Here is a 23,544-nt window from a genome sequence, read left to right on the forward strand (position 1 = left end):
TAACTTTAGCCACGTTTTCACAGCTCAGATCGATCCAGAGGACGTTCAGCTCGACCGGATCCGGGCCATCCCGGACTCGTTGGGGCGAGAGGCGACCTGGGGATCTGCGCCTGCGCGATGCAACTATGTCCTAAGTGGACAATCTTTCGTAGTGTCATCCGGCCTGTTCGGCGGACGAACCTGGCCCTGACCAGCGGAAAGCTTAAGTTAGTGGCATTGCGCCATACCATCACGTTGTAGGCCGATCGACATTGAGGCGGGACCGGTGCGCCCTCCGGGATCACACCGTCCGGTACCCGACTCACTCCGGCCATGGTTTCCCCGGATTCACTGATGCTGTGAATCAATGTCGGGCAGTTCAGCGTGGCGATCACACGGGGATGTCTCTGGTCGGTAACGTCCCACAGCCGGGTCAGCCGCTCTTCGGAGAGCGCGACAAACCGCCCTTCCGGACTGAATACCGGAGGGTAACGTCCCTTCCAGATCTCGGAGACGTACTTGTCCCGGTCCACTGACCACAGTCGATATGGTGATTCGGGGTTCAGTGGCCTTGTCGTCACGATGAAGCGTGCCTGAGGTCCCACATCGTGCACGTGTTCGTCGGCCGACAGGTCTGTTCCGAAGATGTATTCACCTTGTCCTGCGGTGATGACGCGCAAGGCATTGAGGGCTTCCGCCGTGGGCGCCACCCGGTAGGCCGCGAGCGCGAGCAAAAGCCCTTGATGGGAATCATCTTCCGCAAGAACCAGTGCCGCATCGGCAGCTCTCAGTGACAAGGCGTTGTTGCGCTCGCTTGTGGCGGTTCGTTGGGTGACCACGGCGTATGCGGTCATGCCAGTGAGCACCACCACGAGCACGGTCAACACGGCGACGAACTGCCGCAACCTGCGGGCGCGACGCCGGGCCACCGCTCGTGCGGCCTGGTCCGCGGAGATGCTGGCGTCGAGGAACTCCTGCTCCGCAGCGCTGGCCGGCCCACCACGGTCGGCCCATTCCCTCGTGGCATCAAGTCGAGCACCGCGCAGCAGGGCATCGGGGGCCCTGTTCAGGCTGAGCCAGGTGTGGGCGGCGTCGGCCAGTTGACGGTGCAGGCGCAGGTCGTCGCGATCGTCCTCCAGCCACTGACGCAGTCGTGGCCAGGCTCGGATCAGCGCTTCGTGGGTGATTTCCAGGGCATCGTGGTCCCGGATGAGCAGCCGTGCCCGGATCAGGGTGTCGAGCACGGCCTCCAGGGTGGAGTCCTCGTCGAGTTCGGCGGTGTCGAGTCGCCGTCTGGTGTCCTCGGTGCCTTCACCGAGTGCGACCAACCTGCCGAACAGCGTCTTGGCGGTCCGTCGCTGCTGGGCGTTGAAGCTGTTGTAGATCTCCTCTGCGGTCCGGCTCAGCGCGCCGTCGAGCCCACCGCCGGCCTGATACGCGGACAGTGTCATCAGGCTTCCGCTCCTGCGCCCCCACACCTGCAGCAGCACGTGCGACAGCAGCGGCAGCACGCCGGTCCGCCCGTGTGCCTGGGCGATGAGCTCGGCCAGCAACCGGCTCTCCACGGCGCAGCCCTTGCGCATGGCGGGTTCGACGATGGCACGGCGCAGTTCGTCGGTGGTCATGGGTCCGACCACGACCTGTCCCTCTGGCAGAGCCGCGAGGAGGGAGGGGTGTGCCGAGAAGTGGGCGAAGAAGTCCGATCGCACGCTCAGCGCGACTCGGCACCTACTGCCCTCGGTGGACGCCGCGGTGATCAGCCCGGCGATGAACCGCTCGCGCTCGGCGGTGTCACGGCACAGCGCGAACACTTCCTCGAACTGGTCCACCACGACCACCATTTCAGCGCGCTCGTCGTGCCCGACCAACGCCTGCAATACCAGCCGGTGCAGGCCACGCTCGTCATGCCACCACTCGTCCGCGACCACGCTCGGCACGACGCCCAGGACGGACGCGAGATGAACACACCCCTGTTCAATCGGGCGAGCTCCCGGAGCGAAGGTCGACACGACGGTGCCACGAGCTCGCAACTCCGGGACGACACCCGCTCGCAGCACCGAGGACTTCCCCGAGCCGGAAGCGCCGAACAACACCGCGATCCGCCGTTCCCCAAGCCGGTCCAGCACCTCGGAGACCAGTCGTTCCCGGCCGAAGAACAAACCCGCGTCATCGGGACCGAACGAGCGCAAACCAAAATACGGCGCTCCAACTGCGACCTCGTCGACTGGCCCAGGAACCGCCGCGCGTGCGTTCAGTTCCGTGGCGACCGCATGCCAGCGTTCCTTCCACTCGATCTCGTTTCCGCCGCACGCGCGAACGAAAGCAAGCGTAACGTCGAGGCTGGGAAGTTTCCGCCCTGCGGCGGCCTCAGCGAGCGTCGTCGACGCATAGTGCGCCAGACGAGCCAGCTCCCGATAGGCCGGCAGCCCTGCCCGAGCCCGCAAAAGCCGCAGGTCAATCGCGAATCCCACGAGTGCGGAACCGTCCGGCACAAGCGGCTGCTCGACACGCGGCACACGTCCACCTTCCAACGGTCCGGACAGCCATTATCCGGACCGCGTTGTCAAGTGTCCACCTCGACCGCCTTCGACTTTGATATGCCGCGGATTTAATCGAGTCAGGTTACTGGACAGTCATGCTGATGATCCCGGTGCGAGGTCGGCATACCCAGGGATTACCCGTCGGAGCTTCGTCGCAAGATTTCGACCCGCCCAAGGCCAGCAGCACGGTCGCGCAGGTCCTCCATGACCTGGAGATCAGCGAGCTGACGAACTACACCTGGCGCGGCCGGTCGGTGGCCACCACCGTGGCCGGACCAGCGTGGAGTTCAACAAGACCGGCGTCGACGTGCTCGAAGGCCGCGATGAGGGAGCGTGCTCCGGGTCCGGAAGGAAGCCGACCTTCCCGGTATTCCCGATAGGCGGCCTTGGTCAGTTCGCCCTTGCGGCTTTGTTCCTCCCGCTTGAGCTCTACGTGCAGCCGGGCCTGTGCCCCGTCTGGCCGGGCGGCGTACTCCTCGGTCGTGGACACGTTGATCTGTTCGAGGTCCACTTTCGCCGCCAGAGTCCATGCGGGCGGCGAGCCATCTCCAGCGCCAGTGTTTCGGCGGGCCGTCCGGCCGGTGACGTCGCCGTCCGGGATGGGCGCCTGGCCCAGCCGGCCGCCCACGGGGCTGTTGACCCGGTCGGACAGTCCGGGCGGAATTCCACCGACGCGGCCGGTGCCGCAGTGGAGGGCTGAAACCGCCTCCGCTGCCACCTGTCGCGGCACGAGGGGCGCGCGGCGCCGATCGGGCGCTCGGTTTGGGAGCAGTTGAGCGCACTTGACGCCTCGTGTTCAGGGGCCGTCCTGCCGACGGCCCCTGACGCTGGAACACCTTCTCAAGGCATACCCGGCGCCGTGGACCAGACGCCTGCCGTGGTGAACGCCGCCCGCGCCCAGGTGCGGGCCAGGGCCTCGTTGGGCTTGATCGCCAAGGATGGGCGTCGTGAGCGCTCCCCTGGTCCGTCGATCCGACATCACCATGTACCTGGTCGAGAGCACCGCCGATCTGGAACTACCCCGGTGCGTTCTGGCGGATCCTGCTCCATCGCGACGACATGGGTCCGACCGACACTCCAGAGCCGTACCTGCAACCGCGCCGGCTCACTCTCAACCCGGGCGCCGAGAAACTCACGATCTGGTGGCCTGAGCAGAAGCTCACCGACGACCAGATGACCGACGGCCAGGTGACCGACGAAGCATTCACCGAACACGGCACCGCGGTCTGCCTGAGTTCAAGATCGGGGGTGTCCCGTCCTGGATCCAGGAGCGCGAGTCCTACTGCTGCCCCTGTGGCACCGACCTGGTGTACGTGTGTCAGCTACCCGAGAACACCAGGTTCGACAAGAACCCCCACCAGCCCGACGCGTCCGACCGCGACAAGTACCTACTCTTCCTCGGTACCGAGTTCTACATCCTGGCCTGCCCGGCACACTGCAACCCCGCTGCGGCATGGCCCGTCAACCACAACTGAACCGAGGCCGCTCCACTCCCCCGACGACGCTCGGTGCTCCACGGCCTCCGGGCCGGTGCCCCACACCATGCAGGACCCGTTCGCCGAAGGCCCGGCCACCTGGCAGGCGGCCGTGAACAACAGCCCGCCAACCGCGATCAACCGGCGGGACAAGGAATACGCGGCGCGGTCGGTCACCGGCCCGACTCTGCCCACTCACCCCGACGACCGACCGCCTTCCTCGGTCAGCGGTGCGACTGCACGCCCACTCCTCTCCGGTGACGATGCCGTACTGGTGCTCGCGGTCACGCTGATCGCAAACCCGACCTCTGCCCCGCCCTCCGATCGGGGAAGTCCCGGAACGCGACCCTGAACCTGCTCGGAGCACCCTGTCCTTCGTGATGTGGCGAAGGTCGCCGTGCCTCACGACGACGGGACTGTACAAACGTCGGCTAGGGCACCGGTTGCGTGATCAACCAGCCGGGGCCGGGTGCGAGGTCGAACCCCTGCTCGTTGGCGAAGTGTCGCTGGTCGAGCAGGATTCGCTTGCGCAGCAGGGCGATGCTCGCTGCTCCAGAGGTTGGTCGCTTGAGCGGCTCGACCTCGTTGACGACGCCTTCGATGACGTCCCTCGGGCCTGGCAAGCACCCGAACAGCTCGATCACGCAACCGACCACAGGGTCACCGAGGGCGTGTGCCCTCGGTCCGCCCCGTGCTGGAAGGGGTTCACGCGCCGCCGCGGATCACGCGGGACGCTGCGGACGACGACGTCGGTCGACCCGCCGTTGTAGACGCGGAAGTCCATGCCTCCCGCCTGTGCTCCGCGGATCGCGGCGTCGGACAGGGTGAAGATCGCGGTCTTGAGGGCGCCGGAGTTGGTGTTGGTGACCGTCGGGGTGGAGGCCGTGGCGGTGCTGTACTGCACGCTCCACTTGGCGGTTCCGGTGTCGCGGTAGGTGACGGCGATCCGGAACGCGCGTTCGGTCGCCGGCGCGAAGCGGGGGTCGACGTCGAAGTAGATGTAGTCGTTGCGGCTGGCGTGGTCGGTCCGTCGCGCGAAGTTAGGTCACCGCGGGTTGGGTGACGTTTGCAGAACCCGTAGTGCTGGGGGTGCCAGGTGAACTGCTCGGTGAGAGTGGTGCGACCGCCTCCCTCGACGTCCCGCTGGAGCAGGTCCTTCTCGTAGTTGTGGTAGCGCCGTGTGCCGTTGTAGCAGCCGTCGTAGACATCTGAGGGTCGCGCAGGCATCGGGCGCCTGGCCGACCGCGTAGCCCGCGCTCTGGCGGAAGTAGTTGCGCAGGGCCGCGAACCGCGGGTACCCCGCGTCCTGTTCGCCGGTGCGCAGGTCATGGGGGAAGATGGCCTAGTTGTGACCCTTGCGCAGCATGTTCACGAGGGTTCGACGTCAGTGGCCGCGAAAGGCCTCTTCCAGCCACCAGGACGCACGACGAGCGGTGACCTTCGCATCGATCAGGAGCGGGGTGTCGCGCGGGCCGTTGAGCCACTGGGTCAGGCCGGCGAGGTCGGCGCGGCGGCGCACGGTCAGTGCGGTGCAGCCGAAACCGCGTCCGACGGCCGCGAGGTCGGTGTCGGGGAACCGCACGGTGTCCAGCGGATGCCCGGCGGGACCGAAGTGGTGGAACTCGGCGCCGTAGCCGCTGTCGTTGTAGATCACGACGACCATCGGCAGGTCGAGCCGGACCACGGTCTCCAGTTCGGCGATGCCCATCAGGCCTCCGCCGTCGCCGAGCGCCGCGACCGGCAGGCGGTCGGGTTCGGCCAGGGCCGCGCCGATGGTGGTGGCCAGGCCCAGGCCGATCGACTGGAACGCCTGGGTGAAGCAGAATCCGCGTTCGTCGGGCACCGAGAGGTACGCGCTCGGATAGCCCATGAAGTTGCCCGAGTCCACCCCGATCACCCGGTCGGCCGGCAGCAGGTCGTCCAGCCCGATGGACAGCGTGCGCGGGTCGATTCTGTCCACTTCGGACTCATCGCGGTAGGGGACGTCGCGCCAGCGGCCGGAACGCGCGATCCGCGAGGCCAGTCCGGACGACCGGTAGCCCGGCGATTCCTCGACCCGCAAAGCGGCGGCGACGGCCCGGACGTCGCCGACAACCCCCAAGTCGACAGGACGGTGCGCACCAAGGGCGTCCGCATCCAGGTCGACCTGCACGACGGTCGCTTCGGGGCCGATCAGCGTGCCGTGCCGCGTGGTCCACATGTTCAGCGCGCAACCCCAGCCGACCACGAGATCCGCGTCGGCGATCAGCTCGGCGGCGAGCGGGCCGGAGAAGCCGCCGGAAATGCCCAGGGACCACGGGTTCCCGGCGAACAGCCCGTTGGCCACGGCCGACGTCGCCAGCAGCGCGCCGCATCGCTCGGCGAGGCGTTCCAGCTCGGCGCGGGCGTGGCGGGCGCCCCGGCCGGCGACGAACACCGGGCGACGCGCCTTGGTGATGGCCGCCGCGAGCGCTTCGACGGCTGAGGGGTCGGGCGTGGGTGGGAGGTACGTCGGCACGGGGTCGATCGAGCCGACCGGAGCGGGTTCGGTCTGTTGGTCCAGCGGCAGGTTGAGCACGACGGTACGACGTTCGTGCGTGGCGCGGCGAACCGCTCGCACGACGGTGTCCACGGCGGATGAGGCGGAGGTGACGCGTTCGGCGACGGCGCCGACGGACGTGGCGAGCGCGGTCTGGTCGACGAAGAAGTTCGAGCGCGATGAGGTGGCCTCGGCGGCGAGCACGATCATGGGGGTCCGGCTCTTGGCGGCCTCGGCGATGCCGGTCATCGCGTTCGTCAGCCCGCAGCCTTGGTGCACCGACAACACCCCGAGCTTGCCGCTGGTACGCGCGTACGCGTCCGCCATCGTGGCCGCACCGCCTTCGTGCCGGGCGGCGACGTACCGCGCTCCCCCCGCGATCAGGCCGTTGGTGACGTGGAAGTTCCCACTGCCGACCACGCCGAACACGTGGTCGGCGCCGAGATCCGCCAGTGCGCGGCCGACAGCGTCCGCGACCGTCATCGTTCGACCAGCGCCAGCACCCGGGTCGGGCTGCCCGAACCACCGACGATCGGCAGCGGCGCGGTGAGCACCACGGCGCCGGTCGGCGGCAGGACCGCGAGGTTGCGCAACTGCGTCAGGCCGTACTTGCCCGCGCCCAGGAGGTAGGAGTGGCAGGGGAAAGCGGGCTCGAACGAATGCGCGGCGCCCGCGTCCGTGCCCACGGTCTCCACACCGACGCCGATGATCGGGGTCTCCTCGGCGAGCCATCGGGCGCACTCCACGGAAATGCCGGGACTGTGACCGCCGTTGAGGAACTCCGACTGGCTCTCACCCCGGGCGTCCCACCCGGTCCGGTACAGCAGCCAGCCGCCGTCCGGCAGTGGGCCGTGCGCCTCCTGCCACTGCTTCACGTGCGCGATCTCCAGCAGGAAATCCGAGTCCTGGGCCGCATTCCCGGCGAAATCCAGCACCGCGGCGGGCGCGACGAGTTTCGCCGGGTCGACCTGGGACACGTCCTCGCCGTCCCTGCCGGTCGCCCAGTGCACCGGCGCGTCGAAGTGGGTGCCGGTGTGCTCCCCGGTGTGGATGTCGTTCCAGTACCAGCCCGGTCCCCGGTCGTCGTAGCGGCTGATCTCCTCCAGCCGGAACGGGATCGTGTTCGCGAACGGTTCCGGGAGTTGCAGCAGCGGGGTGCCCGAGTGCAGCGGAGCGGTCAGGTCTACGACCTCGACCCGTCCCGAGCCGAGCGCGCCGAGCAGGTCGGACAGAATCGACATCAGCCTCTCCCATCTCACAGAGCTTGAACCGCTGCACCAGCCGGTGGCGGGTCAGGGCGTCGAGGAACCGCTACGGTACTTGACCTTCAGCCGCACGACACGTCACACCGGGATGTTCTGCGACGGGCTGCCCGCAGGCACGAACACCCCGAGCAACCGGAGGAATCCTTCGCCACCGAGGTTCTCCACCAGGTGGTGGACGCCGGCCGGAAGGTAGAAACACGTGCCCGCGCCGATCGTGGACGTCGAACCCGCGATCTCGACCCGACCGGTACCCGACAACACGAACACCATCTCGCTGTAGGGGTGGTAGTGCATGGGCGTGCGGATCGCCGGGATGTACCCGACGAACTGGGTCACGCCGGAACACCCGGTCCCGGGGTCGAACAGGGTCTGGTACTCCCGGTCGCTCACCGCGTCCTGCTTGACCTGATCGGCGAGGTCGATCCACAGGCGGTAGTCGCCGCACGCCACGTCGGGATGCTGTCGCGCCGTGACCGACACGAGCACGACCTCGCTGTCGGTCGTGATCTCGTAGACGTCCTCCCCGACGACGAGTACCGCGAGTTCCGCGCGCAGCGCCTGGCTTTCCCCGTTGACGTGCAGCGTTCCGTCGCCGGACAGCACGAACAGGGTCTCCAGCCGCCCGGCGCCCGGCGAACGCGGCATCGAACGGCCGGCACGCACGTGGTAGACCGCCTGCCGCAGTCCGGCCGCGTCGTCCCGGTGGGTCTCGCGGACGTCGACCGTGTCACCATCCACACAGGACGGTTCGACCAGGCCGTAGTGGAAGACCTTGCTCACGATTCGACCTCGACTTTCAGGGTGACATCGGCGGCGTAGAGGAGCCGGACCGGACAGGTGCGCTCGGCGTGTTCCGCCATCTCGCGCACCTTGTCCTCGGCCACGCCCGGCGCGTGGACCACGCAGGACAGCTCGACCCGGGGGATGCGGAACCCCTCTGCCGTCTGCACGAGGTGGACGACGGCGACCGCGTCGATCGACTCGACCGGGGTGCCGTTCTCCTCGGCCAGGTTGGCCAGCGACATCGAGAAGCACCCGGCCAGCGCGGAGCCGAGCAGCTCCTCGGGGTTGGTCGCGGGCTCCTCGCCGACCCGGCTGCGCAGGCTGAACGGCAGGGACGCGCCCCGCCTGCCGAGGTCGAGCGTCCCGCTTCCGGTGGACGCCGGACCGTGCCAGCTCGCTCGGGAGGACCTACGGATGTGCAGCACCTGTGTCTCCTCGGTTCTTCGCGCGGTAGTCGGCGATCGCCGAGCACACCGCGTCCACATCGGACTCGTCGTTGAAGTAGTGAAAGGCCAGTCGCAGCACCGTTCCCCGCGGCGCCGTGGCGATCCGGCGCGCGGACAGGTGGGCGGCGAGGGCATCCGGGTTCTGGTCGACCAGTGCCACCTGGGGGCCGGGGTGCGCCGGGTCGCGCGGCCCCCACACCTGCTCGCCCGCATCGAGCAACCGCTCGGACGCCAGGGTCGCCAGCTCGCCGACATGGCGCTCGACGTCGTGCAGGTCGACCCGGGACAGCAGCCGCAACCCGGCGTTGGCGCCGTAGACGGCGGGGATGCCCGGAGTGCCGGTCTCGAACCGGCGCGCCTCGGTCGGGTAGTCGACCTTCCTCGGGTCGAACCGGAACGGGTCGACCCGACCGAACCAGCCGGTGAGCTGCGGCGGCAGGTCGTCCGCCAACCCGCCCCGGGCGTAGAGGAACGCCACACCGGGCAACCCCAGCAGGTACTTCAGCGCGCCCGAGACGAGGTAGTCGCAGTCGAGCGCGCGGACGTCCACCGGTAGCACCCCGGCAGCCTGGTACGCGTCGACGAACACCCGCGCGCCGACCTCGTGCGCCTTCTCGACGGCCTCGCGGACCGGCATCCTCGCGCCGTTCCGGTAGGACGCGATCGGCACCGACACCAAGCCGGTCCGCTCGTCGATCGCGGCGACGAGTTCGCCGATGTCGACGGCGGCGTCCCGCTCGGGCACGTGCGTCACCCGGGCGCCCCGCGCCGCCTGGGCCAGCCAGACGTGGCCGACGGACGGGAACTCCATGTCGGTCGTCACGATTCCGGGCCGCGCCGACCAGTCCTTCGTGGAGGCCACCTGGTACGCGCCGTCCGACGCGCAGTGGACCACCGCGATCTCGTCGGGGTCGGCGTTGACCAGCGCGGCGAACCGCCGCCGCGCCTGCTCGACCTCGGCCATCCACAGGTCCCACGGCGCGGCGTGCTCGCGCATCGTGAAGGTCATCTCGGACAGTGCGGCCAGCAGTTCGCCCGACAGCGCGCCCTGGCTGCAACTGGCCAGGTGCACGGTGTCGGCCAGGACGGGGAAACACTCCCGGAACTGGCGGCTGGTGAGTTTCACTGGCATGACACCTCAAAACTTTTAGTGTGACTAAAGGATGGTAGGGAGCCTCGCCGAGCCAAGTCAAGGATGCGCTGACCCGCGTCCCCACCGCACGAACTCCCTGAAGCCTTGTAGGCAAACCAAAAACCGGTCGGTGACCATGGCGGCCACGCAAAAGCAAGCCGTCGGTGGCCGGGACCGTCAGTAGCTCGGCGGCGTCACCGACAGCATGAACCGCACCGGTTTCGTCGTCTCGTTGAGGTACCGGTGCGGCAGCCGGGAGTCGAAGCTCCCGCTGTCGCCCGGCTTCAGCTCGTACCGCTCACCGTCGACTTCGAGCACGAGGCGCCCGGTCAGCACCACGACGCACTCGTCCGACGGGTGGCTCCAGCCTGTCTCCGAGGACGCCGCGCCCGCTTCGAGCAAGCCTTCGAGCACCTCGATCTTGCCCACGCCCGCCGACACCCGCTGGTAGACCAGGCCACCCTGCGGCGAGCGGATGTCCATCCTGCGGTCCTTGCGCACCAACGCGACCCGTTCCAGATCGGTGTCCTGGAACAGGTTGAACACCGGGGTGTCCAGCGCTCGCGCGATCTTGCGAACGGTCTCCAGGCTCGGGTCGGTGATCCCGCGCTCGACCTGACTGATCAACCCGACCGACACGTCGGCCGCCTTCGCCAGCTCGGTCGCCGTCATCGACCGCGCCGCGCGCAGCTCCCGAATCCGTTCGCCCATCACGGTGTGTGCTCCCCTATCGTCGTCGGCTCGGTCAGACAGTAGTTAATCCAACATCGGCAACACCTGCTCACCCAACAGGCGGATCGCCGCGTCCGGGTCGGGGCCGAGCGGGCCGCCGATGCTGAGCTGGGTGACACCGGCGGCGAGGAGCCGGCGCAGTCGGACGACGACCTCGGCCGGGGTGCCGACGACCGCGAGCCTCAGCATGTCGTCGGTGACGAGCTTCGCCGCCGCGTCGACACCGTCGGCCTGCATCGCGGCCGTGACCGGCGCGAAGTCCGCCGAGCTCAGACCGACCACCGCGAGTTCGCGATCGGACAGGTACGGCCCGAAGAACGCGATCGTCGGCCGGATGAGGTCGCCCGCCACAGTCGGGTCGTCGGCGACCGACACCCAGACGCAGCCCGCGATGTCCACTTCGGACGGATCACGGCCGGCCGCCACCGCGCCGGCGTGCACCCATCCGACCACTTCGGGCGCTGTCTCCGGGGGGAACAGGATCGGCAGCACGCCGTCGCCGTAGCCGCCCGCGGCGGTGAGGAACTCCTCGCCGTATGCGGTGACGTGGAGCGGGATCCGGCGCCTCGGTGGCGTGAAACCGAGCGCACACCCCGGTTTCCACCGGAAGTGCTCGCCGTCCGTCGGCGCCTCCTCCCCGGCGATGAGCGCGCGGATCAACCGGACGGCCTCGGCCGTGCGGCCGGGGATGGCCGTGCCGTCGATACCGAGCTTCGGGACCATCCCGTCGGTGTGCGCGCCGATCCCGGCCAGCGCGCGGCCGCCGGACAACAGGTCGAGCGTGCCGAGGTAGGCCGCGATCTCCGACGGGTCCACGGTGCCGGGGTTCATCCCGAGCGCGCCGACGTGGATGCGCGACGTGCGTTGCGCCACGGCGGCGCACAGCGCCCAGGTGTGCAGCATGAACGGGTCACTGGCGAACCACACCTGATCGAACCCGGCCTCCTCGGCCGTGACGGCCAGGTCGACCAGTTCGGCCGGTCCTCCGACGAACTGGGTCAACCGGATGCTGGTGAGGACCACTTCTGACGCACCTTTCGCTTCTTGCCGCCGGAGCCACCGGAGAGCCGGTCCCCGACGTTGTCGCCGAGGATGGTGAACGCAAGGACCACGAGCGCGATGGCCAGACCCGGGAACAGCGAGTACCACCAGGCATCGAGCAGGAACCCGAGCCCGTCACTGGTCATCACGCCCCATTCCGGGGTCGGCGGCCGGGCGCCGAGGCCGAGGAAGCCGAGCCCTGCGCTGGCCAGGATCACGAATCCGACGTCCGTGGTGGCCAGCACGACGATCGGCCCGACCGCGTTGGGCAGCACGTGCCGGAGCAGGATGCGACGGGTCGGCACCCCGAGCACGATCGCGCTGTCGACATAGGGCCGTCGACGGACCGACACGACCTGCCCGCGCATCAATCGCGCGTAGGAGGGCCACCACACCGCCGCCAGCGCTATCGTGGTGTTGACCAGGCCGGGTTGCAGCGCGACCACGACCACCATCGGCAGCAGGATGTAGGGCACCGAGAGGAAGACGTCGGTGATCCGCATGAGCACCTCGTCCACCCAGCCGCCGCGAAATCCCGCGATCAGCCCGAGCCCGCCGCCGACGATGGTCGAGAACAGCACCACCGACACACCGATCGCGAGCGAGATGCCGGCTCCGTGCATGATGCGGCTCAACAGGTCCCGGCCGTTGTTGTCGGTGCCGAGCAGGTGATCCGCCGACGGTGGCCGGAGGCCGGCGCCGAGGTCGATCGCGTTCGGGTCGTACGGTGCGAGCACACCCGGGATGACCGCCATCACGACCGTCACCCCCAGCACGGCGAGGGCGACCGCGGTGGACGGTCGCCATCCCGCGAGGCTGACCCGGCGGCGGATCCGACGCGGCGGTCCGGCGGTCATGACAGCCGGACTTTCGGGTCCAGCACCGCGTGCAACACGTCCACCAGCAGGTTGACCACGAGGAAAGCGACGGTTGCCACGAGGGTCACCCCCATCGCGGAGTTGTAGTCCAGCATGGTGATCGACTCGTAGGCGTACCGGCCGACACCCGGCCACTTGAATATCTTCTCCACCAGCACGGAACCGCCGAGCAGGTACCCGAACGCGAGCCCGGTGACGGTGACCACCGGCATCATCGCGTTGCGCAGCGCGTGCACGTACACGACCCGGTGCTCGGGCACGCCTTTCGCCCGCGCGGTGGCGACATACGGCTCGGACAACGCTTCCAGCATCGCCGCCCTGGTGGTCCGCATGACGCGGGCCAGGGTCGGCAAGGCCAGCGTGGTGGCGGGCAGGACCAAGTGGTGCACCACATCCAGGAAACCCGCGCCGTCGCCGCGCAGGATCGCGTCCAGCGAAGCGAAACCGGTGATCGCCCCGGTCCCACCGGCCACGTCGGCCTGCCCCTCGCTGGGCAACCACCCGAGCTGGGCGTAGAACACCACCACCAGCACGATTCCGACCCAGAACACCGGAACGGCGACCCCGGCGAGGCTGAGCACCCGCCCCAGGTGGTCGAAAATCCCGCCCCGACGGGTCGCCGCGAGCACACCGAGCGGGATGCCGAACGCCAGCGCGATGATCAGCGACGCGATGGTCAACTCGATCGTCGCGGGCAACGCGCCCAGCAGGTTCGACAGCACCGGCTGCTGGTTGGTCAGCGAGTCGCCGAGGTCGCCGCGCCCCAGCCGCAGCAGGTACAGCCCGAACTGCGTCACCAGCGGCTCGTCCAGCCCGGCCTGCTCGCGAATGCGCTGCACGGCCTCCTCGCTCGCGTTCAGCCCGGCCAGCACCCGCGCCGGGTCGCCCGGGACGATGTGCGTGAGCAGGAACGTGATCAACGAGACCGCGAGCACCAGCGGAACGGCGATGAGCACCCGGAGCATTACGAATCGGCCCATGGACTACGACCGTGATCGGCCGGGCAGCCACAGCCCGCGTTCGACCGGCTCCCAGAAGTTCAGCGTGACGTCGTCGAGGAACGGCTCGTAGGGGTCCACCTTCTTGTATTCGGCGTACGGCCCGGACCAGTCCTTGCGCCGCTCCTTGTACGCGCGGCGCTCCGCTTCGGAGTGGTACTCGAACAACATCGTGTACCGGCCGGTCGGCGTCAGCGTCGCCGGATCGACCTCGTGGTAGTAGGACGCGGCCTTCCACTCGGGGAACAGCTCGGCCCGCCGGTCGGCCACCCAGCGGAACCAGGTCCGCATCCCCTCGTGGTACTCGCGCGGGTCGACCCCGTCCCGGATGGTCCACGACTCGACCTCGATGATGCTGTTGTCCTCTGCCATGTCAATCCTTCCCCACGATGGACAGGTCGGGCCGCGACAGCGCGGATTCCCGGTAGTTGCTGATGTTCTTGCGGACCGCCCGGCGGTCGACGTCCTGGTACAGCGGCAGCCACGGGGCGTCCTGGCTGATCTGGGCCGACGCCGCGAGCCAGTCCGCGTCCTGCGCCTGGTGATCGGCCGAGCCGCGCGCCCGGTCGAGCAACTGGTCGACCTTGTCGTTGCGGTAGTGCGCGAGGTTGCCCTCGACCGACCGGGACGCCTTGCCGTGCAACTTGCCGTACAGCAACGCGTCCGGGCTGGCGTAGTTCAAAGTGGACTTCCAGGAGAAGAACGGCAGTTCGCCCTTGCCGACCTTGTCGATGATGGTGGACAGGGGGAGTTCACCGATCGAGCACTCGACGCCCACCTCCTTGAGGTTGGCCTGCATCACCTCGGCGATCTGCTTGAGCGTGCCGTAGCCGGGCACGTAGGTGCTGTCGATCTTCAGGCCGTTGCCGTGGCCGGCCGCCGCCAGCAACGCCTTGGCTTTCGCCACATCCCGCTTGTACACCACGATTTCACCGTGGTCGGCGTACCCGCCGACGAGGCTGCCCGGGATCGGGCCGCGCAACGGGATGCCGCTCTCCTTGACGACGTTGGCCATGATCGCGTCGTGGTCGATCGCGTAGCAGATCGCCTGGCGCACCCGGACGTCGTCGAACGGCGGCTGTTCGGTCTGGAAGATCCAGTAGGTGATGTCCAGCAGCGGCGTGGCGAGGACCGTCACGTCCTTGTTCTGCGCCAGCCGGTCGATCAGGTTGACCGGCAGGTTGCCGACCACGTCGAGGTCGCCGCGCTCCAACTGCAACGCGGCGGTCGACGGCTCCACCGGCGAGTTGAACAGCACCCCGGCCAGCTTCGGCCTGCCGCGCCAGTGGCCGTCGAACGACTTGACCTCGATCACCTGGTTGGGCGACCAGCGGACGAACTGGAACGCGCCGCTGCCGGCCATGTTCCTGGCCAGGTACTTCGCCGCGGTCGGATCGGCCTGCGTCTTGTTCGCCGCGACCACCGCCGGGTTCACGACCGAGCCGACCGCGTCCAGCGCCAGCGTCCGCAGGAACGGCGAGAACGGCGCGTCCAGCGTGATGAAGACGGTGCCCGCGTCCTTGGCGACGATGTTGCCCGGCTTGACGTGGTCGATGAGCAGATCGCTCGCGCCCTGCCCGACTTCCATCGTCCGCCGCAGCGAGGCGACCACGGCGTCGGCGTCCAACGTACTGCCGTCGGAGAACTTCACGCCCTGGCGCAGGTGGAAGGTGTGGCCGATGCCGTCCGGCGTGACCTCCCAGCGCTCCGCGAGGCCCGGGGAGACGTCCTTGCCGTCCCCGGTCAGCTCCAGCAGCCGGTCGTAGACGTTGTGGATCACGATGCCGGAGTTGGACTCGCCGGTGGAGGCCGGATCGAGTCCCTTCGGCTCGGCGGACAACGCGTACCTCAGCATGCCGCCCGAACCCGATTGGCCCGTCCTGGTGTCACCGCAGGCGGAAGCGAACGGGACGAGCAGTGCGGCGCCACCGGCCGCGCGCAGAAAACCCCGCCGGTTCAGGGGTGAGTGGTGACCGGTCACGATTGGCCCTCCGTCGGGATTTGCGAGCGGCGGATCTGGGGAAACAGGCAAGCGGCCAGGTGGTTCGGCGCGAACGCGGCCAAGTCGGGCAGGCGGGTGCCGCACTCCGCTTGGGTGTGCGGGCATCGCGGCCGGAAGTGGCAGCCTGCCGGCGGATTCATCGGGCTGGGCGCCTCACCGTGGAGCCGGGTCGGTCCGCCCGGCGTCAGAGTGGGGATCGAGGCGAGCAGGGCTTGGGTGTAGGGATGAACCGGAGACTCGAAAATGTCCTGCGCGGTACCGGATTCGACGATCCGGCCGAGGTACATCACCGCGACGCGGTCGGCTATCTGACGCACCACGGCCAGGTCGTGGCTGATGAAGACGTACGCGATGCCGAGGTCGGACTGCAACCGGCGGAGCAGCGCGATGATCTGGGCCTGCACCGACACGTCGAGCGCCGATGTCGGCTCGTCGCAGATCAGCACCGCCGGCTGCGGCGCGAGCGCCCTCGCGATGGCAACCCGCTGCCGTTGCCCACCGGAGAGTTGGCGGGGGTGATGGCCGGCCATCGCGGGTTCCAGACCGACCCGTGCGAGCAGCTCGGCCACTGCGGCTCGCGCGGAGCCGACGCCGTCGGGCAGGCCGTGCACCTCGAACGCCTCACCGATCAGGTCGCCGACGCTCATGCGCGGGTTCAGCGAAGCGAACGGGTCCTGGAAGACCATCTGGATCCGCTTGCGCTGCGGCCTGCGCCTGCGTTCCGGCAGCCCGGCGAGGTCGGTGTCGTCGAGCATCACCCGGCCGGACGTCGGCTGTTCGAGGCACACCAGTGTTCTGGCCAACGTCGATTTCCCGCAGCCCGATTCGCCGACCAGCGCCAGCGTCTCGCCCCTGCCCAGTTCGAAGCTGACGTCGTGCACCGCGCGAACGACACCGCGCTTGCGTCCATTTCGGACTTGGTAGTGCTTGACGACGTTCTCGGCGCGCAGCAACGGATCAGCCACCGGCCACCTCCTCCGCGCGGTGACAGGCGACCAGTGACTCGTCCGCCAGGACCCGCAACACCGGCTGCTCGGCACGGCAGATGTCGATGGCGAACCGGCAGCGCGCTGCGAACGCGCATCCGGCGGGCAGCGCGGCCGGATCCGGCGGGGAGCCGGGGATGGAGCCCAGTTCCTCGACCCGTCGTTCCACCCTGGGCACCGATTCGAGCAACGAGATCGTGTACGGATGCCGCGGTGTGCGGTAGAGCCGGTTCAACGGACCGGTTTCGACAACCTGACCGGCGTACATGACCGCGCCCCGCGACGCGACCTGCGCGGCGACCGCGAGATCATGGGTGATCAGCACGAGCGCGGTTTCGTACTCCCGGCGCAATTCCTGGAGCAGCTCGATGATCTGGGCCTGCACGGTGACGTCGAGCGCCGTCGTCGGCTCGTCGGCGAGCAGCAACTCGGGGCCGAGCGCGACGGCCATCGCTATCACGACGCGCTGGCGCATGCCGCCGGAGAGCTGGTGCGGGTACTCCCCGGCACGCCGCCGCGCGTCCGGGATGCCGACCCTGGCGATGAGGTCGGTCGCTCGCTCACGCGCGGCCTTCTTGGACGCGCCGGTGTGCACGCGGAACATCTCGGCGATCTGGTCGCCGACCGTGAACGACGGGTTCAGCGCGGTCTGCGCGTCCTGGAAGACCATCGCGATCTTGCTGCCGCAAAGCGCGCGGCGGCGCTTGGCCGGCAGGGTGAGCACGTCCTCGCCCCGGTAGACGATCCGGCCGATCACCTCGGTCCCCGGGTCGAGCAGGCCCATCACCGCGCGGGCGGTGGCCGTCTTGCCGCACCCGGACTCACCGAGCACTGCCATGGATTCCCTGGCCGACAGGGAGAACGACACGCCGCGTACGGCGCGAACCTCCCGTTCGCCGTGGAAGGTCACGCGAAGGTCCTCGATCGCGAGCAGTGCAGTGTCGGCAGTGGACTCGCTCATCCCGCCTCCGCCCTTGGAGATTTCGGGAAGGCTAAATCCGTTTAGCTACACTGTCAACGCCTGGCCGAGGCCCACGCCGTGGAATCCCCCGTCATGCCGGCCGATCCGGCGTCGCCCGCGCTGATCGACGAAGCCCTCGGGTGATCATCCTGCTGCCGCAAGAAGAATGATCACCCGAGGGCTTCGCTCATGATCGACCAGAAGTCCGGCGGCGTCCCAGGCGTGATGCCACGCACTGGTCGCGGAAGTCGATGGCGGAGAGGTCCGGGCTGAGCAAGTCGCTAGCCGTTCGGCAGCCGGAGTGTGAACGTCGTCCCCTGACCCTCCGCGCTCACAGCGGTCACGTCGCCGCCGTGCGCTTCGGTGAGCTTCCGGACGATGGCGAGCCCGAGTCCGCTGCCGCCGGTCTGCCTGCTGCGGGACTTCTCGGCCCGCCAGAAGCGGTCGAACACGTGCGGCAGGTCCTCGGCGCTGATGCCGGTGCCCGTGTCGGCGACGTCGATGACGGCGGTGTGCCCGTCGGCACGGGCGGTCACCGCGATCGAGCCGCCACCGGGCACTTGCCGCAGCGCGTTGGTGACGAGGTTGTCCAGAATCTGCCGCAGTCGCAGCGCGTCGGCGCGCAGCATCAGTCCCGGCTGCGACGCGACAGACAGGGTGATCCCGTTCTGGGTCGCCCGCGGCCCATGCGCCGACCGTAGCTGCGCGAGCAGGCTCCCCGCGTCGAGTGCGTCGAGGCTCAGGCGCAGCTCGCCCGCGTCGGCGGCGGCCAGGTCCTGCAGGTCGTCCACCACGTGCTGGAGCATGAGCGCTTCCTTGAGCAGCAACGCGATCAGTGCCGGGTCGCGTTCGCTGATCCCGTCCTCGGCGGCTTCCAGCCAGCCACGGATGTTGCTCAGCGGCGTGCGCAGCTCGTGCGCGATGTCGCTGACCATTGCCTTGCGCAGCCGCTCCATCCGGGCCCGTGCGGCGGACATGGTGTTGAACGCCGAGGCGAGCTGGGCCAGCTCGTCCTTGCCCTTGACCACCACTTGCGGGGTATCACCGCCGGCCACCCGATGGGCTGCCCCGGTGAGCGCTCGCAGCGGGCGGATGAGCCGGGCGCAGGCCGCCGCGGTGACCAGGACCGCGACGAGCAGGATCGCCAGCGCGACGGCAGCGATCCGCCGCCAGTTGCCCTCGGACAGGTCGAAGGTGGTGGTCGGCGCTCCCGCCGGGCTGGTGACGAACAGCAGCGCGGACTGCGTGACATAGGGCGCTAGCTGCTCCTGCCTGGTGGTGGTCACGCAGGTCCCGATGGCCTGCTCGTCCCTCGGCACGTTCTCCTCGAACTTCGGCTGCCAGGTCAGGCTCGGGTCGAGCTCCACCGGGAGCAGACCTCTCCTGTCCAGGCAGACGTTGACCAGCTCTTCGAGGGCGAACACCGCCCGGAGATCGCTCAGCTCGGACTCGGGCATCCGCGAGTCGAGGCACCGCTTCTCCTCGCCCTGCGCCTTGGCCGGGTCGTCGATCAGAGCAACGTTCCGCAGGCACTTGAGGGTCCCCGTGTGGTCTTTGGGTGCCCGCTGGTCCGCGGGCACCCAAAACGGGCCGAGCGCACGCCTGTCGATCCGGTCCCGCGCGGCGTCGGGCACCAGGACCGGGTCGACGGCGAGCGGGTCGATGACAGCGGAAGCGGTGGCGGGCAGTGGACCGCCGCCTCCGCCGACGTCGGCGATCGGCCGGCGGTCCCTGGTGAGCAGAGCGATCCGGCGGTTGGGGTGCTGCGCGGCGAGACCCTGGACGACCGGCGTGACCTCGTTCCAGTTCGGGTGCGTCGCGGCGTATCCGAGCAGGGTCGAGTAAATGTTGTTGTCCACGGCGAGTTCCCGGCCCTGCTCCTGCTCGATCGAGCCACGGGTGATCTGCGCGACCAGCCATGCGGTCGCCGCGATCGAGCACATGGCGAGCAGCACGGTGACCCCGAGCAGCCGGGTGAAGATGCTACGGCGCATCGGCGCGTCCGCCGGTGAGTTTGTATCCGACGCCGTACACGGTCACCAGGTGCACCGGGTTGCGCGAGTCGGCCTCGATCTTGCGGCGCAGGTTCTTCACGTGCGCGTCGATGGTGCGCCCGGTGATGTACCGGTCGAAGCCGTGCATGCGCTCCAGCAACTGCTCCCTGGTGAACACCCGGTCCAGCTCGGCCGCCATGGTCTCGAGCAGGCGGAACTCGCCAGGTGTGCACTCGACCGGACGACCGCGCACGGTCACCTCGTGCCGAACTGGGTCGACGGCCAGCGGCCCCGCCCGCAGCAGCGGGTCGGGCGGGATCGTCACCTGCTCGGCCCGCCGTAGCAGGGTGCGCACCCGGGCCACCAGTTCCCTCGGGCTGAACGGCTTGGTCATGTAGTCATCGGCGCCGAGGTCCAGTCCGAGCAGCATGTCGTCCTCAGTGGACCGCGCGGTGAGCATGAGTACCCGGACGTCGGACTCGGCACGCAGGATGCGGCACACGTCCAGCCCGCCGACCTTGGGCAGCATGACGTCCAGCACGACCAGCGCGGGCAGGTGCTTGCGCGCCTCCTCGATGGCGGCGCGCCCGTCAGCGGCGAGGATGACGGTGTGGTGGTCCTGCTTGAGGTACCGGCGGACCAGTTCGGCCTGGTTCTCGTCGTCCTCGGCCACCAGGATGAGCGCGCACACGCGGCGATGATAACCAGGCCATGGCGCGTTCGGCCGGGTCCGCACGACCGCGAGGCCCTCGGCTCACGGGAGCCGCACAGGACGATCACAGGTTCCTCACAAGCTCCTTCGATCATCGCCGCATGACCAAATCTCCCCATCGCCGCCGGGCGGTCATCGCGGTGGCCGCGCTGGTCGCCGTCGCGGCGGGCGTCGTGGTGCTGATCGCCCAACGCAGACCGCCGGAGAGTGCCCCTTCGGCGGCCCCGGAGGTCAAGACCACGACCGTGCGCAAGTCCGATCTGACCAACACCCGGTCTGTCGGCGGGATGCTGGGTTTCGGCGCCCCTCGCGTGGTCAAGGGCGCGGGCGCGGGTTCGCTGACCAAGCTCCCCGCTGTCGGGGACGTCGCGGAGCTGGGCAAGCCCCTGTACCGGGTGGACGACCGGCCGGTGCCGGTGTTCTTCGGCGATACCCCGCTGTTCCGCAAGCTCGAGGCCACCGGCACCAAAGGCGCGGACGTGGCCGTGGTGATGGACAACCTCGCCGCGCTGGGCTATCAGCCCGGTCGCAGGCCGGACGACGCCCAGCAGGCCGAGTTCACACCCGCCGTCGTCGCCGCTCTCAAGAGGTGGCAGAACAAGGTCGGCCTGGAGCCGAACGGCACGCTGGACGTCGGCCAGGTCCTGGTCCTCGACGCGCCGGCGCGGATCGCCGCCGTGACGGCCCAACTCGGCGATCCCGCGACGGGCCCGCTGGTCTCCGTGACGGCGAACGCGCGGGTGGTCTCGCTGTCGGTGCCGGTCGGTGAGGTCGGCACGCTCAAGGCAGGCTCCACCGTGGTCGTGGTGCGCCCGGACGGCAAGGAGCTCCCGGCGAAGGTCGGTTCGATCAGCACGGCGGTGGTGAGCGGCGACTCCGGCCAGTCCCAGACCGGACAACCGGGCGGTGGCGTGCAGAAGATGGACGTCGTCGTCATCCCGGACGACGCGGACGCCGTCGCCGACCTCGACTCGGCATCGGTGCAGGTGAAGATCACCACCGAGAGCCGCCCCGGCGTGCTGGTCGTGCCGGTCCACGCGCTGATCGCGCTGCGCGAGGGCGGATACGCCGTGCAGCCGCGCGACGGACCGCTCAAGGCCGTGCAGACCGGGATGTACTCGCAGAACCTGGTGGAGATCACCGGCTCGGGCATCGCGGAAGGCCTGGAAGTGGTGACCGCGTCGTGAAGGCTGTACTGGAGCTGCGCAGCGTCAGCAAGCACTACGCGGGCGGTGTGACGGCGATGGACGACGTGTCGTTGAAGATCACCGAAGGCGAGCTGCTCGCGATCGTCGGCCCGTCCGGATCGGGCAAGTCCACCTTGCTCAACATCATCGGCACCCTGGATCTGGCGACCGAGGGCACCGCGGAGGTCGGTGGCCAGGACGTCGTCCGGTTGTCCGACCGAAGTCTCGCGGCGCTGCGCGGCAGCCGACTGGGCTTCGTGTTCCAGCAGTTCCACCTCTCCGACGGGCTCAGCGCGGCGCAGAACGTGGCAACGGGGCTGCTCTACGCCGGGATCCGCCGCCGCGAGCGTCGTCCACTGGCGTTGGCCGCGTTGGACCGGGTCGGGCTGAGTCATCGGGTCGACCACCTGCCGCACCAGCTCTCCGGCGGTGAGCGGCAACGGGTCGCCATCGCCCGCGCGGTGGTCAACGAGCCCGAACTGGTGCTCGCCGACGAACCGACCGGGGTGCTGGACACCGCCAACGGCACGGCCATCCTCGACCTGCTGGTCGAGCTCAACCGCGACGGCACGACCATCGCCGTCATCACGCACGACCGCGACATCGCCGCCCGGCTCCCCCGCCGCGTGGAGATGCGCGACGGCCGGATCGTGTCCGACACCCGCGCGGGCGGTTGGTCATGACCAGATCCACTGTGGACGGACCGCGTCCGGTGCGGCTGTCCGTCGTCGACATGTTCGGGCTCGGCATGCTCGGGCTGAGCACCCGCAAGATGCGGGCCGCCTTGTCGGCCCTGGGTATCTCGCTGGGAATCGCCACCATGGTGGTGGTCACCGGCATCCCCGCGTCCAGTCAGCAGGCACTGCTCGAAGAGCTGACAGCGTTGGGAACCAACACGTTGCGGGCCCAGCCGATGCCGGGACAGGACAAACCGGTCGAGCTGCCCGAGGCTTCTGCGGGCATGGTCGAGCGGATCGGCCCGGTGACCGCCGTTGCCCAGGTGGCGAACACGCACGCCCGTGTCCGGCGTTCCGACCGGCTGGACGCGAGCTACGGGTCAGACCTGACGGTCCTGGCCAGCAGCACGGGACTGCTGGAGACCGTCAACGGGGGCGTCCAGAGTGGACAGTTCCTCACCGAGTCCACCCAGGCGTTCCCCGTCGTGGTGCTCGGGTACGTCGCCGCGAGCAGGCTCGGCGTCGACCGGGTCCTGCCGGGAGGCGCTGGTCCGGCCGTCTTCGTCGGTGATCGCTGGTTCAGCGTCGTCGGCGTGCTGAGCCCGATGCCGCTCGCGCCGGAGATCGAGCGGTCGGTGCTCGTCGGCTGGGACGTCGCGCGCTCCGAACTGAAGTTCGACGGGCACCCGACGGTGATCTCCCTCAAGGCCAGGGAGGAGGCCGTCGAGGACGTGCGCGCGGTGCTTCCCGCGACGCTGTACTCGGAGATCCCCGGCCTGATCCAGGTCAGCCGCCCGTCCGACGCACTCGCGGCGAAGCGGGCGACCCAGAACTCGTTCGCCGCGCTGTTCCTCGGTCTGGCGGGCGTCGCCCTGCTCGTCGGCGGGGTCGGCGTGGCGAACACCATGGTCATCTCGGTGTTGGAGCGCCGCAGGGAGATCGGGCTGCGCCGGGCGCTCGGCGCCACCCGCGGGCAGATCCGCGGCCAGTTCCTGACCGAGGCCGTGCTGTTGTCGGGCCTCGGCGGTCTCGCCGGGACGGCGCTCGGCGTGCTCGGCACCGTCGGGTACGCCACTTCGCAGGGCTGGCCGCCGGTCATCCCGCTGACGGCGCTGACCGGCGGTGTCCTCGCCGCGGTGGTGGTCGGTGTGGTCGCCGGCCTCTACCCGTCGATCCGCGCGGCCCGCCTCACCCCCACGCAAGCCCTCTCCGCGCAGTAACCGTTCCCTCCCAGATTG

22 protein-coding genes are annotated in these 23,544 nt (G+C 69.2%); 3 read left to right on the forward strand and 19 right to left on the reverse strand.

Annotated features, from left to right (window positions below; translation table 11 throughout):
• Positions 1-17 precede the first annotated feature (17 nt).
• The 19 genes from ACQPZF_RS26615 to ACQPZF_RS26705 all read right to left on the reverse strand — a co-directional run bounded on the left by ACQPZF_RS26615 (position 18) and on the right by ACQPZF_RS26705 (position 20,421).
• Positions 18-2,495, reverse strand: a complete 2,478-nt coding sequence (locus tag ACQPZF_RS26615) for an XRE family transcriptional regulator (RefSeq protein WP_433261376.1) — start codon at positions 2,493-2,495, stop codon at positions 18-20.
• Between the two features lie 256 nt (positions 2,496-2,751).
• Positions 2,752-3,030 carry a hypothetical protein gene (locus ACQPZF_RS26620; protein ID WP_433261378.1) on the reverse strand — a complete coding sequence of 93 codons (279 nt, stop codon included), beginning with the start codon at positions 3,028-3,030 and terminating at the stop codon, positions 2,752-2,754.
• A 1,395-nt stretch (positions 3,031-4,425) separates the two neighbouring features.
• Entirely contained in the window at positions 4,426-4,638 is a 213-nt protein-coding gene (locus ACQPZF_RS26625; RefSeq protein ID WP_433261380.1) for a hypothetical protein, read from the reverse strand.
• Complete coding sequence (locus tag ACQPZF_RS26630; protein WP_433261382.1) at positions 4,635-4,898, reverse strand: hypothetical protein; 264 nt, start codon at positions 4,896-4,898, stop codon at positions 4,635-4,637. The genes ACQPZF_RS26625 and ACQPZF_RS26630 overlap by 4 nt, the downstream gene beginning before the upstream one ends.
• A 480-nt stretch (positions 4,899-5,378) precedes the next feature.
• Positions 5,379-6,995, reverse strand: a complete 1,617-nt coding sequence (locus tag ACQPZF_RS26635; RefSeq protein WP_433261384.1) for a thiamine pyrophosphate-binding protein — start codon at positions 6,993-6,995, stop codon at positions 5,379-5,381.
• Positions 6,992-7,753 carry a cyclase family protein gene (locus tag ACQPZF_RS26640; protein WP_433261386.1) on the reverse strand — a complete coding sequence of 254 codons (762 nt, stop codon included), beginning with the start codon at positions 7,751-7,753 and terminating at the stop codon, positions 6,992-6,994. The genes ACQPZF_RS26635 and ACQPZF_RS26640 overlap by 4 nt, the downstream gene beginning before the upstream one ends.
• A 102-nt stretch (positions 7,754-7,855) precedes the next feature.
• Entirely contained in the window at positions 7,856-8,557 is a 702-nt protein-coding gene (locus ACQPZF_RS26645; protein WP_433261388.1) for a cupin domain-containing protein, read from the reverse strand.
• The gene (locus tag ACQPZF_RS26650; RefSeq protein ID WP_433261390.1) at positions 8,554-8,985 is read right to left on the reverse strand and encodes an OsmC family peroxiredoxin; all 432 of its coding nucleotides are present in this window, start codon (positions 8,983-8,985) and stop codon (positions 8,554-8,556) included. The genes ACQPZF_RS26645 and ACQPZF_RS26650 overlap by 4 nt, the downstream gene beginning before the upstream one ends.
• Entirely contained in the window at positions 8,969-10,138 is a 1,170-nt protein-coding gene (locus ACQPZF_RS26655; RefSeq protein WP_433261392.1) for an aminotransferase class V-fold PLP-dependent enzyme, read from the reverse strand. Before ACQPZF_RS26655 ends, ACQPZF_RS26650 begins: the two co-directional genes overlap by 17 nt.
• A 177-nt stretch (positions 10,139-10,315) precedes the next feature.
• A complete protein-coding gene (locus ACQPZF_RS26660; protein WP_433261393.1) occupies positions 10,316-10,849 on the reverse strand; it encodes a cupin domain-containing protein in 534 nt (177 codons plus the stop codon).
• A 45-nt stretch (positions 10,850-10,894) separates the two neighbouring features.
• Entirely contained in the window at positions 10,895-11,893 is a 999-nt protein-coding gene (locus tag ACQPZF_RS26665) for an LLM class flavin-dependent oxidoreductase (RefSeq protein WP_433261395.1), read from the reverse strand.
• The gene (locus ACQPZF_RS26670; protein WP_433261397.1) at positions 11,869-12,768 is read right to left on the reverse strand and encodes an ABC transporter permease; all 900 of its coding nucleotides are present in this window, start codon (positions 12,766-12,768) and stop codon (positions 11,869-11,871) included. The genes ACQPZF_RS26665 and ACQPZF_RS26670 overlap by 25 nt, the downstream gene beginning before the upstream one ends.
• Positions 12,765-13,769 (reverse strand): ABC transporter permease, encoded by a 1,005-nt coding sequence (locus ACQPZF_RS26675; RefSeq protein WP_433261399.1) that lies wholly within the window; start codon positions 13,767-13,769, stop codon positions 12,765-12,767. The genes ACQPZF_RS26670 and ACQPZF_RS26675 overlap by 4 nt, the downstream gene beginning before the upstream one ends.
• A 3-nt stretch (positions 13,770-13,772) precedes the next feature.
• Complete coding sequence (locus ACQPZF_RS26680) at positions 13,773-14,159, reverse strand: hypothetical protein (protein ID WP_433261401.1); 387 nt, start codon at positions 14,157-14,159, stop codon at positions 13,773-13,775.
• A 1-nt stretch (position 14,160) separates the two neighbouring features.
• Complete coding sequence (locus tag ACQPZF_RS26685) at positions 14,161-15,642, reverse strand: ABC transporter substrate-binding protein (protein WP_433261403.1); 1,482 nt, start codon at positions 15,640-15,642, stop codon at positions 14,161-14,163.
• A 122-nt stretch (positions 15,643-15,764) separates the two neighbouring features.
• Positions 15,765-16,754, reverse strand: a complete 990-nt coding sequence (locus ACQPZF_RS26690) for an ABC transporter ATP-binding protein (protein WP_433261405.1) — start codon at positions 16,752-16,754, stop codon at positions 15,765-15,767.
• A complete protein-coding gene (locus tag ACQPZF_RS26695) occupies positions 16,747-17,736 on the reverse strand; it encodes an ABC transporter ATP-binding protein (protein WP_433261407.1) in 990 nt (329 codons plus the stop codon). Before ACQPZF_RS26695 ends, ACQPZF_RS26690 begins: the two co-directional genes overlap by 8 nt.
• 281 nt (positions 17,737-18,017) lie before the next feature.
• Entirely contained in the window at positions 18,018-19,730 is a 1,713-nt protein-coding gene (locus ACQPZF_RS26700; protein WP_433261409.1) for a sensor histidine kinase, read from the reverse strand.
• Positions 19,720-20,421, reverse strand: a complete 702-nt coding sequence (locus ACQPZF_RS26705) for a response regulator transcription factor (RefSeq protein ID WP_433261411.1) — start codon at positions 20,419-20,421, stop codon at positions 19,720-19,722. Before ACQPZF_RS26705 ends, ACQPZF_RS26700 begins: the two co-directional genes overlap by 11 nt.
• A 122-nt stretch (positions 20,422-20,543) precedes the next feature.
• Here ACQPZF_RS26705 and ACQPZF_RS26710 point away from each other — a divergent pair, with 122 nt between their 5' ends.
• From ACQPZF_RS26710 to ACQPZF_RS26720, 3 genes are read left to right on the forward strand one after another with little or no spacing between them, the layout of a single operon-like run.
• Positions 20,544-21,629 (forward strand): peptidoglycan-binding protein, encoded by a 1,086-nt coding sequence (locus tag ACQPZF_RS26710; RefSeq protein ID WP_433261413.1) that lies wholly within the window; start codon positions 20,544-20,546, stop codon positions 21,627-21,629.
• The gene (locus ACQPZF_RS26715; RefSeq protein WP_433261415.1) at positions 21,626-22,312 is read left to right on the forward strand and encodes an ABC transporter ATP-binding protein; all 687 of its coding nucleotides are present in this window, start codon (positions 21,626-21,628) and stop codon (positions 22,310-22,312) included. The genes ACQPZF_RS26710 and ACQPZF_RS26715 overlap by 4 nt, the downstream gene beginning before the upstream one ends.
• Positions 22,309-23,526, forward strand: a complete 1,218-nt coding sequence (locus ACQPZF_RS26720; RefSeq protein ID WP_433261417.1) for an ABC transporter permease — start codon at positions 22,309-22,311, stop codon at positions 23,524-23,526. Before ACQPZF_RS26715 ends, ACQPZF_RS26720 begins: the two co-directional genes overlap by 4 nt.
• The last annotated feature ends 18 nt before the right edge of the window (positions 23,527-23,544 follow it).

The sequence above is a fragment of the Actinosynnema sp. CS-041913 genome, from assembly GCF_050942485.1.
Classification (GTDB): domain Bacteria; phylum Actinomycetota; class Actinomycetes; order Mycobacteriales; family Pseudonocardiaceae; genus Actinosynnema.